The organism is Stenotrophomonas sp. CS3K5 (assembly GCF_059515225.1).
Window position 1 is genome coordinate 116063 of sequence record NZ_JCAKRX010000011.1, and the last position, 14142, is coordinate 130204.

Below are 14142 nucleotides of genomic sequence, written 5' to 3' on the forward strand. Positions count from 1 at the left end.
CACCTACCAGAAGCGGGCCATTGCCCAGCCATCGCTGCCGGTCAGGCGAACGGCAACTCCGCCTCAACGCACGCCGAAGTGATCGCCGCGCAGGCCTCTTCAATGGCCGGGGTGGTCGCTGCCAAACGTGGCCGCCGATCCAGCGTGCAGGCCAAACCCACCTCCAGCAGCGTGGCATGTGCGCTGTGCAGCGCCTGCGCAGTGCCATCGGGCAGGAAACCGGTAACGGCCAATGCATCGATCAATGATGGCGTATCACGCGGCTGCAGCAGCGCCGCATGCTGCGCGCTGCGCGCCAGCACGCCGGTCTGCAGCAGGAACTCCAGGTCCACCACGCCACCGGCGCCCTGCTTCAGGTCCAGCCGCGCGGCATCACTTCGGTCCAGCTCGGTGCGCATGCGGCCGCGCATCTTCAACACATCGGCAAACAGCGTGGCCTGATCGCGTTCGCGACCCAACGTCTGCGCGCGCACCTGCTCGAAGGCGGCCAGCAGGCTGGCATCACCGGCCACACCACGCGCACGCACCAGCGCCTGGTGTTCCCAGGTCCAGGCGCGTTCGCGCTGATACTCGGTGTAGCTTGCCAGCGAAGACACCAGCGAACCCTTGCCACCATCCGGGCGCAGGCGCACGTCGATGTCGTACAGGCGCCCGGCAGCGGTGACCGCACCGAGCAGGGCCATCACCTTCTGTGCCAGGCGCGCATACCAGCGCCCCGGTTCCAGCGGGCGCGCGCCATCGCTGGCATCCACCCCGGCCGGATTGTCGTGCAGGAACACCAGGTCCAGATCGGAACCGAAGCCCAGTTCAAGACCACCCAGGCTGCCGTAGCCGATGATCGCGAAGCGGCCGCCGGGAATCTCGCCGTGCGCGGCGCGCATGTCCGCCTCGGCCATCGCCAGCACCGTGATGACGACGGCCTGTGCCAGCTCGGCCAGTTGCCGGGTGCTGTCCACCGCGCCCTGACGGCCGTCCAGCGTGGCCATCGCCATGCGGAAGCTGAGCGCCAGCCGCGTCTCGTTGAGCCAGCGCAGCGCGGATTCGGGATCCTCCACCGAGAGCACCTGCCGGCACTCGGCCAGCATGCCGTCCGCATCCGGCATCGGCCCGGACACGCGCACGTCCAGCAGTTCGTCCAGCAGCAGCGGATACGCCGCCAGCCGTTCGGCCAGCAATGCGCTGCGCGCCAGCACGTCCACCAGCCGCGCCAGCGCGCTCGGCTGTTCGTCCAGCAGCGCCAGATAACTGGTCCGGCGCAGCACCGCCTGCAGCAGGCCGAGCACGCGCTTGAGCGCTGCGTCCGGTTGCGGCGAGCGCGTGGCCGCATGCAGCAGCGCCGGCAGCACGCGGTCCAGGCGTGCGCGCGCAGCGTCGGACAACGACTTCACGCCGGTGCCCTGGGCGAAATCGCGCAGTGACTGGTCGGCGCCGTTGGCATCGAGGAAACCGGCTTCGGCCAGCAGCGGTGCATCGCTGCCGTCGGGCAGGCTGCGCCAGTAGTTGGCTAGCGCGTCAGGCGCGGCCTGTCCTTTGCGCGGTGCCAGCAGCGCGGCGAATTCGGTACTGACCCGCTGCTGCTGCACGGCCAGCGCCGCGCGCAGCACGTCCCAGTCCGGGTAGCCGAGGCCGATGGCGATGCGCTCGCGGTCCAAGGCATCGCTGGGCAGCACGTGGGTCTGCGCGTCGCGCAGCATCTGCAGGCGGTTTTCCAAGCGGCGCAGGAACAGGTAGGCCTCGCGCAGCGCGCTGCCATCCTCCGGCGCGATCTGCCCGGCGGCCACCAGTGCCTCCAGCGCCACCAGCAGGCGGCGCTCACGCAGCGCCGGCTCGCGGCCGCCACGGATCAGCTGCAGCGCTTGGCACAGGAACTCGATCTCGCGGATGCCACCGGCACCACGCTTGATGTCTTCATGCAGTTCGCGGCGCGCGACCTCGGCGGTGATCGCCGCCTTCATCTCGCGCAGGCCATCGAGCGCGGTGAAATCGAGATAACGCCGGTACACGAACGGGCGCAGGGTCTGCAGCCATGCTTCACCAGCAGCGATATCACCGGCCACTGCACGCGCCTTCAACCAGGCATAGCGTTCCCAGTCGCGGCCCTCGCGCTGGAAATACTGGTCCATCGCCGCAAACGAAAGTGCGACGCGGCCAGCGCTGCCGAACGGGCGCAGGCGCAGGTCGACGCGGTGGCTGAAGCCATCGACCGTGGTTTCGTCCAGCAGCTTGGCCAGGCGCTGGCCGAGGCGGGCGAAATACTCTTCGGCGGCCAGTGCGCGCGGGCCGTCGGATTCACCGCCGTGCGGGTAGGCGTAGACCAGGTCGATATCGGAACTGAAGTTCAGCTCGCCGCCGCCGAGCTTGCCAAGGCCGAACACCACCAGCTGCTGTGGGTGGCCCTCGGCATCACAGACCACGCCGTGGCGCTGCGCGAACTCCTGCTGCAGGGCCTCCAGCGCCAGCCGCAGGCAGTCTTCGGCCAGGGTGGTGGCACCGGCCAGGGTCTGCGCCACGTCATCCAGACCGGCCAGGTCGCGCCAGATCAGCCGCGTGGACATCGCCGCACGCCAACGCCGCAGCTGTGCCGGCCAGTCGCTGGGCTGCAGCGGGTCGAGCACCGGCGCCGGGATCGGCGGGCAACCGGGGGCAGCCAGCTGCGCCAGCAGGGCCGGCTGGCGCACCAGCGTATCGAGGGCGAAGTCGCTGGCCACGGCCAGCCGGATCAGCAGCGGCTGCAGCTCGACCGTGACGGGCTCGGGCAAAACCTGGGTCAATCGCGACAGCGCGCGGTCGACGACGGGCTGCAGGGAGGCGGGCAGTTCAGCGGGGGCGAGGGTCATGGGCTGATTGTATCGACCCGGTGCTGCGGGCCGCTGGCCGGCAAATCCGATGATCCTGCCGAAGGTTGCTGGGGTTGCCGGCCAGCGGCCGGCACTACCGGTAATGGAGGTCGCGTATTCATTCTGGGCGACAGGCAATAAAAAAGCCCGCTTGCAGCGAACTGCCAGCGGGCTCTGCTCCCTCCCCCACGTCGGGATGCAGGGCCATCGTGCGGGCTGCGAAAGCACTTTGCACGCTGCACTGCAAAACAAAACCGGTGGGTATGGGTGAGCCCTGCGGGGAAAAGCCATTCCACGAAGGTAGAACCCCCCGTACGGATGAGGATGGCCGATAATCGGGTTTCCCCCCAGAAACACTGTCGTCATGTCTGTTGATCGCATCGCCAACGCGCGTCTCCGTGACCGCGTGGTCTCCGCCGAGGCCGCAGCCGCGCTGATCCAGCCCGGTGAAACCGTGGCCATGAGCGGCTTTACCGGCTCCGGGTATCCCAAGGCCGTTCCCGTCGAACTGGCCCGCCGCATCGAAGCGGTGCACGCCCAGGGCAACCCCTTCCAGATCAAACTGATGACCGGCGCCTCCACCGCGCCGGAACTCGATGGCGCGCTGGCCAAGGCTGATGGCATCGCCATGCGCATGCCGTTCCAGAGCGACCCGGATGCGCGCAACCGCATCAACGAGGGCAAGCTGGATTACATCGACATCCACCTCAGCCACGTGGCCCAGCACGTGTGGTTCGGCTTCTACGGCGAGATCGATACCGCGGTGATCGAAGTGTCGGCCATCCGCGAAGACGGTTCGCTGGTGCCCTCCACCTCGGTGGGCAACAACAAGACCTGGCTGGACCTGGCGAAGAAGGTGATCGTCGAGGTCAACGAGTGGCAGCCCGCCGGCGTCGATGGCATGCATGACATCTACTACGGCACCGCGCTGCCGCCGCACCGCAAGCCGATTCCGCTGGTGAACGCCAACGACCGCATCGGCGATACCGCGCTGCGCTGCGACCCGGACAAGATCGTGGCGGTGGTGCGCACCAACGGCCCGGATCGCAACAGCCCGTTCAGCCCGATCGATGCCACCAGCGAACAGATCGCCTCGCACCTGATCGAGTTCCTGCAGCACGAAGTGAAGAAGGGCCGCCTGCCGCCGAACCTGCTGCCGTTGCAGTCGGGCGTGGGCAATATTCCCAATGCGGTGCTGGCCGGCCTGGCCAAGAGTGGTTTCCGCGACCTGGCCGCGTTCACCGAAGTGATCCAGGACGGCATGCTCGACCTGCTGCGCGACGGCGTGCTGAGCTATGCCTCGTGCACGGGTTTTGCGCTGAGCCCGCAGGCCAACGAGACGTTCAAGGAGCACATCGATTTCTACCGCGAGCGCATCATCATGCGCACGCAGGAGATCTCCAACCATCCGGAACTGGTGCGCCGCCTGGGCTGCATCGGCATGAACGGCATGATCGAGGTGGACATCTACGGCAACGTCAATTCGACGCACGTGATGGGCACGCGGATCATGAACGGCATCGGCGGTTCGGGTGACTTTGCCCGCAACGGTTTCCTGTCGGCATTCCTGAGCCCGTCCACCGCCAAGAACGGCACCATCTCGGCAATCGTGCCGATGGCCAGCCACGTCGACCACACCGAGCACGACGTGTCGGTGATCGTCACCGAACAGGGCCTGGCCGATCTGCGCGGGCTGACCCCGCGCAAGCGCGCGCAGGTGCTGATCGACAACTGCGCGCACCCGGATTTCCGCGCGCAGCTGCAGGACTACTTCGACCGTGCCAGCCGCGAGAGCTACGGCAAGCACACCCCGCACCTGCTGCCCGAAGCGCTGTCGTGGCACCAGCGTTGGCTGGATACCGGCACGATGAAGGGCTGATTATTCTCGGTTCGCCGGGCATGGCCCGGCGCTACCAGCTTCCGGTGGGTGCGGACCTTGGTCCGCACTGCATCTGCTCTGGAGCCCGGATACATCAGTGCGGACCAAGGTCCGCACCCACCACACGCACCCAAGCGGTGCCGATCAGGTGCGCAGCGCCGCCAGCGATTCGGCCTGCAGCCGCTCGTAGATCTCGAACTCGTCATTCACCGCCACACCCAGCGCCTGTTCGAAGGCCTCGCGGTTGGCATGCGCGGCATAGGCGCGCTGCTCCTCGCCGCCCAGGTTCGACTGGAAAATGCCCGCGGCACTGACCGGCAGGAAATCTTCGTAGACGATCGGGTCGGCCGTGGCCAGGCCCGCGGCCACCAGCACTTCGGCAGGCAGATCGGCCACGCGCTCCGGAGCGGCGCGGCCAGCCTCGGTCAGCTGGTAGCGGTAGTAGCCCAGCCCTTCCTGGCGCAGGGTGTCGTGGTCATCCGGGAAACTGGCAAACACCGCCTGCAGGCGCTGGCCGTAGTCGCCACCGGAGCTGCCGGCCCCACCGGCATCGCGTGCCTGCGACAGCAGCTGGTCGTACAGCGCGCGGCCCTTCGGGGTCAGCGCCAGGCCGCGTTGCTCGATCTCGCCGAAGCGCGCGGTATGGGTGCCGGCATCGCCGCCTTCGCTGTCCGGGAAGTGCACGGCCTCTTCCAGCGCCTTGAAGCTGGTCTGGCGCAGCAGGATCGGGCAGGCACGGCGCGGCGGGCCTTCGATCACCGCCTTGGCCGCCATGCCATGCTCGATCATCGCAGTCTGCGCGGCATCGATGTCCAGCGTACGCGGGGTCAGGTGGTTGATGTGCGGGCCACGGAAGCTCACCACGTCGGCCACCAGGCGGTGCGCGTTGTGCAGGGCGTGGTAGGTCGGCAGGTCGACGGTGGCATCACCATGCCAGCGGAAGGTCTCCAGCGCTTCATCGACGAAGCGCTCGGCATCGGCCTGTGACAGGCCACCGTCACGCTCGGCCTGCTCGATCAGCGCCAGCGCGCCGTCGGTGAAGATGCGCCGGCGGGCAAGGATCGTTGCCGATTCGGCACGCAGCGCTTCGTCTTCGATCAGCTCCAGGCGCAGCAGCGAGGTGAACACGCGGAACGGGTTCTGCGCCAGCGCGGCGCCGGTGAGCGGGCGGAACGCGGTGGAATGCACCGGCACACCGGCCACCGACAGATCGTAGTAGCCCACCGGGTACATGCCCATCACCGCGAACAGGCGGCGCAGCGTGGCCAGTTCCTGCACGGTGCCAACGCGGATGGCGCCATGGCGCTCTTCATCCAGGCGCGCGCGCTCGTCGTTGCGCTGCAGCTGCGCGGCCAGCGCCGGGTCCTGGGCCAGCACCTGCGCGTTGATCCGCTCCACCAGTTCCACCAGCGTGCCGTACAGCGGCACTTCGGTGCGGTACATGCGGGACATGGCCTGCGCGAACAGGCGGCGGATCACATCAGGCGAAACGAAAGAGGCGCTCATCAGTCACTCGATTACGGGAACGGGGAACAGCTCGGGCCCGTATTGTCGCCGGAGCGCGGGGCGGCGGCGATATGCAGAGCAACATGAAGCAAACCGGTAGTGCCGGCCGCTGGCCGGCAACCCCTGGACTGCTCCTGGTAGGTGCGAACCCTGGTTCGCAGTGCTTCTGCACCGGCCCCTGGCCGTTCCGTGCGAACCAAGGTTCGCACCCACCGGACGCGGCCCGGCATTACCGGTTGAGCTGACGCTTCAGGGTGGCATCCAGGGTGATCGGCCGGTCCCAGTGCTGGTAGCTGGCCACGATGGCATGGCGTACGGCGCGCACATGCACGTTCTGCGGTTTCACCGGCATCCGCTTCACCACCGCCTCCCAGCCGCCCTCCGGGTTCTGGCTGAACGCACGCACGCTGTCGCGGCAGGTCTGGCCACTGGCCTTGGCCCAGAAACAGGCGAAATAGATGTCCCCGGCCTGCCAGCCATGCGTGGTGAACAGCGCGCTGATGTAGCCGCGTGGCACGCCCGCATAGCGCGACACTTCGTCAAGGAAGGCGTCGGGGTAGCGTTCGGCGTAATGGTTGATGTCCTGCAGCTGGTCATCCACCCAGCTGTCGCCGGTCTCCACCTCATACGCGGCCGAACGCTCGGCGGTCTGCTGGGCCAGCACGGTGGCCGGCGCCAGCAGCAGGGACAACAGCAGTGCGCGCAGTCGCAGGTTCATGGCCCGATTCTGCCGCAGCCGCCCGTTCCTGTCAGGCCGCAGCAGCGGCCTTGGCCTCGATCGCGGCCAGCGCGGCCGGCCAATCGTGGGCACTGTCCGCGGTGACCATGCGCGGCTCGTCGTCGGCCACGCCGTGCTGGGTCTCGTGCGCCCAGGTCACCGCGTACGGCGTATGCACGCCCCAGCCACCGAGGGTGACCACCGGCTCGATATCCGAACGCAGCGAGTTGCCGACCATCACGAAGCGCTGCATCGGCAGGTCGAACTCGGACAGCACGCGGGCGTAGGTTTCCGGATCCTTCTCGGAGACGATCTCGATGCGCGGGAACAGCTCGGCCAGGTTGGCGACCTTGATCTTGGCTTCCTGATGGAACAGATCGCCCTTGGTGATCAGCACCACCGGGTAGTGCTCGGCGATGGCCGCCACCGCTTCGCGCACACCGTCGATCAACTCGACCGGATGCCCCAGGGTGGCATGGCCGATATCGAGGATGCGCTGGATGTCCTTGGCTTCGATGCGCTGGCCGGTGATGTCGATGGCCGCTTCGATCATCGACAGGGTCATGCTCTTCACGCCGTAGCCGAAAGTACCCAGGTGGCGCTGCTGCACTTCCAGCAGGTGGCGCGCGGTCTGGGTGTCATGCACGTCGACGTAGCGCGACAGCAGGTCAAGATAATCCTGCTCGGCCTTGCGGTAGTAGTCCTCGCTCTTCCACAGCGTATCGTCACCGTCAAAACCGACCAGGCCGATGGCGCGCGACGGCGCAGGCGTGGAGGTATTCATCGGTCAAGGATACAGGGGCCATGGTGACGAGAAAAACCCGGGCGGCCGAAGCCGCCCGGGTTCCCATACGCCCCGATGCAGGTGTTACCTGCCCTGCGCGCCCTGCGCAGCGCCGCCCGCACCTGCCTGCTGGGCGGCCACGTAGGCCTTGTACTCATCGGCGCTCAACTCGCCGTCCTTGTTGCTGTCGGCCTGGTCGAACACCTGTGCCAGACCCGCGTTCACCTGCGCCTCGGTCTTGCTGATGGTGCCGTTGCCATCGGTATCGATGCTGGCCCAGGTCTGGCCACCGCCATTGGCCTGCGCCGATGCCGAAGCGGCCGCATTGGTCGCCTGGTCAGCAGCCTGACCCGCCTGCGCGGCTGCCTGCTGGGCCTGCGCGGCCTCGTTCTGCGCCTGCGCGGCCTGCTGCTTGGCCGACTGCGCCATCGCCGGAATGGCCAGTACGCTGCCGGCGGCGACGATCAGGGCGATCAGGGGCTTGCGGTTGCGAATAGTCATCAGGGGTGTCTCCTACCTGTTGGGTGGTGTTGCGCGGCCTGTTGTCTCCGCACGGCACCTACCCTGCCACCGCCTTTCTGAATCGATTTTGCGCTGCGACCGGCGCCCACACGCGCGATTAACCACTGGCCCGCGCGCATGCATTAGTGCGCTGGTTAGGGCCGGGTGAGTGGCTCATAAGATGCGCATTCAGTGCGCCCGGATTTAACCGGGTGCCAACGAAAAACCTGCGTCAGTCGACGGTTTTTTCCGATGACCGCGAACTGAACATCACCCATCCCAATGCCACACCGGCCAGCGCGCCGGCAATTTCCAGCACCACGCGGCTGCCCAGTTCGTTCGGATCGTGGATGGTGGACAGGAAGATGCGCGCGTACAGCGGTGATTCCAGGCGCACGATGCCCATGTAGAACAGCTTCCACGCATCGATGCCCGCCGAGATCACCACCGAGATGACGCAGGACCAGCCAATCGCATGGCGCATCGGCCAGTGCAGCAGCCGGCACAACCGCGACCACAGCAGGTACACCAGCAGGCCGACCAGCAGAGCGATGGCGCCCGCTTCCAGGGTACCGAGCAGGCCGAAGTGCAGGGGAAGGTTCATCGGGTGGGCAGCGGTGGGAAGGCGGCCAGTGTAAGGGGTATCGCCCGGCACTACCGTGTCGCCCCTACCGCACGGGAACGTCGTAGGCGGTGCCGGGGTCCGGTTCGGGCTGGAACGTGTAGTGCCACCACTCCTGCGGATAGTTCACAAAGCCGCGCCGCGCCATCGCCCGCACCAGCTGCTGGCGGTTCGCCTGCTGTGCTTCACTCAGGCCGGTCGTCTGCGTATGCGCACGCGGGCCGAAGAAATCGAAGTCGGTGCCCATCTCCAGCACCGTACAACCACCGCTGCGGCAATCCAGCAACCCCAGATCTACGGTGGCACCGCGACTGTGACCGGAGCGCTCGGCGATATAGCCGTCGGCCAGCAGGCGCGGCTTCTCCAGGTCTGGATACTGCACCGCCTTGCGAGAGCGCTCGTTCGGATCGTTCACCCAGGCCATGAAAGCCTGCACCGAACGCACCGGTCGATAGCAGTCGTAAACACGCAGGCCGAAGCCCTGCGCGCGCAGGTCCTGCTCCACCTGGGCCAGTGCCTTGGCGACCGGCGCCAGCAGATAGCAGGACGGCGCCTCGTAGCCGGGGACGCGCGCACCGGTGAAGTTGTTCGCCGTCGCATAGCGGATATCCATCTCGATGTGCGGCGACAGCGTGCCGATCTCCACCAGCCCAGCCTCCGCCGCATCGGTGGCCGGCGAAACGCGGGGTGGCTCAGCGGCGTGGGCGGTCGCGGCCAGGGCAATCGCCAGTACGAGTGAAATGCAGGTCCTGGAAGTCATAGCTGAAGTCGATGTCCGGATCGATGGCGCGCAGGTCCAGCGTCGGCACCGGGCCTTCGCCCGGTTGCAGCCATGCCTGCGCTTCGTCGCCCAGCGTATCCCAGCGCAGCAGCCAGCGTCCTTGCTGTTGCAGCACGGCGCCCTGCAGCTTCGGCGACTTGTCCACGCTGAAACGCAGGCCGTCCTTGCCCGGGCACAGCGAGGCCGGCCCCAGCCAGGGATCGCGGTAACGGCCCTGCCAGCGCGGCAGATCGACCGCGCGCGCCGCCTGCGCCGGGGACGTCACAGGTCGCTGATGGCCCGATGCTGCCCGCGTGGCCTGCTCGGTCTTCAGTTCGGCCAGATAGGCCTCGGCCGGGCGCGCATCATGCGGAGCGGTGAGGCGCTTCAGCAGCGCCTGCATCAGCGCCGTGCGTGCGTCCTCGCCCTCGCCGTTGATCAGCATCACCACGCCCACCTTGCGGTCGGGCAGCAGGGCCAGCGACGAGTACATGCCCGACAGCGTGCCGGTGTGCGCCACCTTCCACTGCCCGTCCATGTCCGACACCCGCCAGCCATAGCCGTAGCCGTAGAAGTGCGCGTTGTCCCAGCGCCGCTGGCGTTCGCCCAGCGGCATCGGCATGTGCAGGGTCCACAGCGTGCGGCGCTGCTCAGCATTGAGCCAATCAGGGACCAGGGAAGGCTCCAGCAGCACCTGCATCCAACGCGTCATGTCACGCAGGGAACAGCGGATGCCGCCGGCGGCCATCGACGTCAGGTCGGGGCTGGTTTCACCATCGGCGTTCACCACCACGTTGCGGCCCGCGCGCCAGGCATGCGGCTGGGCCACGTTGCCCACCTGCTTCACCGGCCATGCCCCGACCTGGCAACGGTCCATGCCGAGCGGCTCGAACACCTGCTCGCGCATCAGCTGGTCGTACGGCTTGCCACCGGCAGCGGCCGCCACTTCGCCGGCCACCACATACATCAGGTTGTCGTAGGCATAGCGGCTGCGGAAGCTGCTGACCGGCTTCAGGTGCGCCAGACCGGCAATGATGTCGGCGCGGGTGAATGCGTTCGGCTCCGGCCACAGCATCAGGTCACCCGCGCCCAGGCCGAGGCCGCTGTTGTGGATCAGCAGGTCGCGCACCTGCATCTGCTGGCCCACCCACGCGTCATGCATGCGGAAACCTGGCAGGTGCCGCTGCACCGGATCATCCCAGCGCAGCCGGCCCTGCTGCACCAGCCGCGCCAGCAGCGCGGCGGTCATCGCCTTGCTGTTGGAGGCGATCTTGAACAGCGTGTCCTGATCGATGTGGCCACCATCGCCGCGCATGCCATCGGCGTGCTGGTAGACCACCTGCCCGTGATCGACCACGGCCATGGCCAGCCCGGGCAGGTGCTCGTGCTGGACGATGGCCGCGACGTCGGCATCGATGGAGGCGGTCGTGGTCGTCTGCGCCGCCGCAATCGGGAACACCGCCCACGCCGCCACGCAGACGCAGCGTCGTGCATGCCGGACAGGTTTCAGTAGGCCCATGTCACGGTCAACTGCGCATAGCGCGGTGACTGGAACCCTGTACCGTAGCGGTACAGCGGGTTGAGCGTACCGATGCTGTCCTGCGGTTCGTAGTCCTGGTCCACGGTCACCACGCGCTGCTGGTTGAGCACGTTGTACACCGCCAGCTTCAGGCGCAGGTCGGTGGGGATCGGCACCTTGTACGACACGCTCACGTCCAGATCGTAGGTCCACGGCGTACGCCCGTCGCCACCGCGTGGGGAATGCACGAACACGCGCTGGGACGGAACCGTCGCCTGGCAGTTGGACACGCACACGTAGTAGCTGTGGAAATCGGTGTCGTCGAACGGGTTGCCGGCGCCAAAGCGCGTGATCGGGCTGCCCGACTGCACGCCCAGCGTAGCGGCTACACTCAGGTTCTCGGTCAAGGCATAACTGCCACGGAACTTGAACTGGTGGCGGCGGTCGTTGGCCAGATAGCCGTAGCCGCGGTAGTTCACCCACGGATTGTCGAAGTTCTCGGTACGCCCGGCATCGGCGAAGTCAGTATCGGAGTTGACCGGGCCTTCTGCATTGCCGCGACCGTATGCGAGCGTATAGGACGCGTTGAAACCCCACTTGCCGTCCCAGGCGCGGTCGACCTGCAGCTCCAGTGCCTTGTAGTCGCGCTTGGGCTTGACCCAGCCGCGCTGGCCGACGTAGTTGCCGTTGTCGTCGTACAGCGCCCAGCCTTCCTTCGAGGTGTCGATGCTGATCCAGCCGTCATTGCTGCCGTCACAGTCGGTGTCACCCCATACGGTATTGGTCCGGCCCGGATTGCCCATGATCCACACCCCGTCGATGGCGCCACACTGCCCGGTCGCGGTGATGTTCATGTCATCGATGGCGTTGTGCAGCCGGCGGTAGGTCACGCTGGCACCGACCGACCAGGCCTCGTTGATCATCTGCTGGAAGCCCAGGATCGCCTCATCCTGGTACACCGGGTCCATGTCCCGGTTCACTTCCGCACGCAGGTCCGGCACGCTGCCGTCGCCCTGAGAATTGTCCACCGGGCCGATCTGCGCGCCCAGGTTCGGGATGTTGTTGGTCGCTCCGCTATAGCCAAGGAACTCATACCAGGTGCGTTCGTCGAGGAATCCACCGGCCTGCTTGATGTTGATGACATTGGCCACCGGCAGGAAGTAGCGGCCCAGGTTGCCGAACACCTTGGTGGTGCCGTCGCCGCGCACGTCCCAGGAGAATCCCAGGCGTGGGGCCAGCATGTCGTCGATCTTGATGTAGCTGCTGCCGTCGCCGCCCTTGTTGTCGAAGGCTTCCAGGCGCAGGCCCATGTTCAGCAGCAGATTCGGCGTCACCTGCCAGTTGTCTTCCAGGTAGTAGGCCGAGTTGATCGTCTCGAAGGCACCCTCCACTTCATAACGACGGGTGCGCGCCACCAGGCCACTGGCCGGCACGACGCCGCCGTTGAGCGAACTACCGGGCGTGCGGGCGTAGATGTCATAGCGCAGGCCGCCGGGCCCGGGATAGGCGCGGCTGTAGTCGGACGTGTTCTCTTCCCGATCCAGGCCAAACCGCAGCAGATGGTTGCCCAGCGTCCATTCGAAATCGGCGCGCGCAGCCTTGCGGGTGTCCAGTGCGGATTCGAGCTGCGAACTGCTGGTGCAGCTGCGGTCACCCTGCAGCGAGGGCGGCACGCCCTGGCTGGCGGTGCGGTTGTCGAACACGCGGTTGCAGTTCTCGTCCATCAACGAGCTCTGCGCACGGTTGCGCTTGTTCTCGCCATACATCAGCTTCATGGTCAGGTCGTTGTTGACCTGCCAGCTGTAGGTGCCGGACCAGTTCTTGCCGCCCACCGTGTTGTAGATCTGGTTGCTGCGCTCGCCCACGGTCTGCCCCGTGGCGTAGTCGTAGGCGTAGACATCGGTGAGCGTCTTGCTTTTGTCCGAGAAACCGAACAGCGACAACATCTGGTTGTCCGTGATCTGCCAGTCGATCTTGCCGCCCCAGAACGGATCATCGGCCTTGCCCTGGCTCAGGCGCGTACCGGCGTCGTTGGTCGAGGTAGGGCGGTAGTCGCGCGCTTCGTACATGCCGAAGAAGAAAAGTCGATCCTGCACCAGCGCACCGGAGGCGAACACGTTCAGCGCACTGCGGCTGTAGTCGTCGCGGCTGGCGGTGATGTAGCGGCTGCCATTGCCGTCGTAGCGGTCGCGTGCCTGCGACTGCCACGCGCGAGGCTCGAACACCAGCTCGGCACCCGCCTTGAAATCATTGCTGCCCGAACGCGTCACCGCATTGATGACACCGCCGGTGCTGCGCCCGAACTCCACCGAGTAGCCGCCCGTCTTGACCTGGAATTCCTGGTAGAACGAGAACGGTACCGACGAGAAGCCGACCCGGTTGTAGAAGTCGGTGACGTTCAGGCCATTGATGTAGACGGTGTTCTCGGCCACCGACGAACCGCCGAAGGAAATGCCCTGCCCGCCCAGCGACCCCTTGCCCTTCACCGCGCCCGGCGCGAGCAGCGCCACCGCGGTGATGTCACGGTCCACTGGCAGGCGCGACAGCTCCTCGCGGGTGATGTTGGTGGCCGACTCGGTGGACTTCACATCCACCATCGACACCACCTGCGGCGCCCGCACTTCGACCGTGCCCAGGGTACTGACCGCACCCAGCGGCACGTTCACCGTGGTCGCGCTGCCGAGACTGACCGTCACCTGGCCGACACGGCTGGCGCCTCCACCCGGCAGGCTCACCTCCATGTCATAGGTGCCGACGGGCAGCAGCGGAATGCGGTAGCTGCCGTTGGCTTCGGCCTGCACGGAGCGTACGAAGCCCGTTGCCGGGTTGCGTACGGTCACCGTGGCACCGGCCGGTACCTGGCCGGCATCGCTGACCAGCCGGCCGACCACTGAACCATCCTGTGCGAATGCGCTGGGCGCGATCACGCCCAGACACGCCCCAAGGGCGACGCACAACGCCGCCCGCTTGATGCTGTAAGCCTTCATCCCCTGCTCTCTCCTGCAAGAATTGAATG

At 66.9% G+C, this 14142-nt stretch carries 10 protein-coding genes; 1 reads left to right on the plus strand and 9 read right to left on the minus strand.

The window, feature by feature from the left end:
• Nucleotides 1-41 precede the first annotated feature (41 nt).
• Entirely contained in the window at nucleotides 42-2837 is a 2796-nt protein-coding gene (gene glnE / locus AC5YGJ_RS16095; protein WP_496187120.1) for a bifunctional [glutamate--ammonia ligase]-adenylyl-L-tyrosine phosphorylase/[glutamate--ammonia-ligase] adenylyltransferase, read from the minus strand.
• 364 nt (nucleotides 2838-3201) lie between these two features.
• Between glnE and scpC the strand changes: the two genes are divergently transcribed.
• A complete protein-coding gene (gene scpC, locus AC5YGJ_RS16100) occupies nucleotides 3202-4716 on the plus strand; it encodes a succinyl-CoA:acetate CoA-transferase ScpC (protein ID WP_249842114.1) in 1515 nt (504 codons plus the stop codon).
• A gap of 144 nt (nucleotides 4717-4860) precedes the next feature.
• Here scpC and hglS read toward each other — a convergent pair whose 3' ends face one another.
• From hglS to AC5YGJ_RS16140, 8 genes are all read right to left on the minus strand, one after another.
• On the minus strand, nucleotides 4861-6222 hold the full coding sequence (hglS, locus tag AC5YGJ_RS16105) for a 2-oxoadipate dioxygenase/decarboxylase HglS (protein ID WP_496187121.1): 1362 nt from the start codon (nucleotides 6220-6222) through the stop codon (nucleotides 4861-4863).
• Between the two features lie 229 nt (nucleotides 6223-6451).
• The gene (locus tag AC5YGJ_RS16110; protein ID WP_249842116.1) at nucleotides 6452-6940 is read right to left on the minus strand and encodes a hypothetical protein; all 489 of its coding nucleotides are present in this window, start codon (nucleotides 6938-6940) and stop codon (nucleotides 6452-6454) included.
• A gap of 31 nt (nucleotides 6941-6971) precedes the next feature.
• Entirely contained in the window at nucleotides 6972-7724 is a 753-nt protein-coding gene (locus tag AC5YGJ_RS16115; RefSeq protein ID WP_309339721.1) for an HAD family hydrolase, read from the minus strand.
• 84 nt (nucleotides 7725-7808) lie between these two features.
• Nucleotides 7809-8225: an EF-hand domain-containing protein gene (locus AC5YGJ_RS16120; RefSeq protein WP_496187122.1), complete on the minus strand. Its 417-nt coding sequence runs from the start codon at nucleotides 8223-8225 to the stop codon at nucleotides 7809-7811.
• A gap of 232 nt (nucleotides 8226-8457) precedes the next feature.
• The gene (locus AC5YGJ_RS16125; RefSeq protein WP_496187123.1) at nucleotides 8458-8829 is read right to left on the minus strand and encodes a hypothetical protein; all 372 of its coding nucleotides are present in this window, start codon (nucleotides 8827-8829) and stop codon (nucleotides 8458-8460) included.
• 64 nt (nucleotides 8830-8893) lie between these two features.
• On the minus strand, nucleotides 8894-9607 hold the full coding sequence (locus AC5YGJ_RS16130) for a M15 family metallopeptidase (RefSeq protein ID WP_249842120.1): 714 nt from the start codon (nucleotides 9605-9607) through the stop codon (nucleotides 8894-8896).
• Complete coding sequence (locus tag AC5YGJ_RS16135; RefSeq protein ID WP_496187124.1) at nucleotides 9540-11126, minus strand: serine hydrolase domain-containing protein; 1587 nt, start codon at nucleotides 11124-11126, stop codon at nucleotides 9540-9542. Before AC5YGJ_RS16135 ends, AC5YGJ_RS16130 begins: the two co-directional genes overlap by 68 nt.
• Nucleotides 11114-14113: a TonB-dependent receptor gene (locus AC5YGJ_RS16140; protein WP_496187125.1), complete on the minus strand. Its 3000-nt coding sequence runs from the start codon at nucleotides 14111-14113 to the stop codon at nucleotides 11114-11116. Before AC5YGJ_RS16140 ends, AC5YGJ_RS16135 begins: the two co-directional genes overlap by 13 nt.
• Nucleotides 14114-14142: the final 29 nt, after the last annotated feature.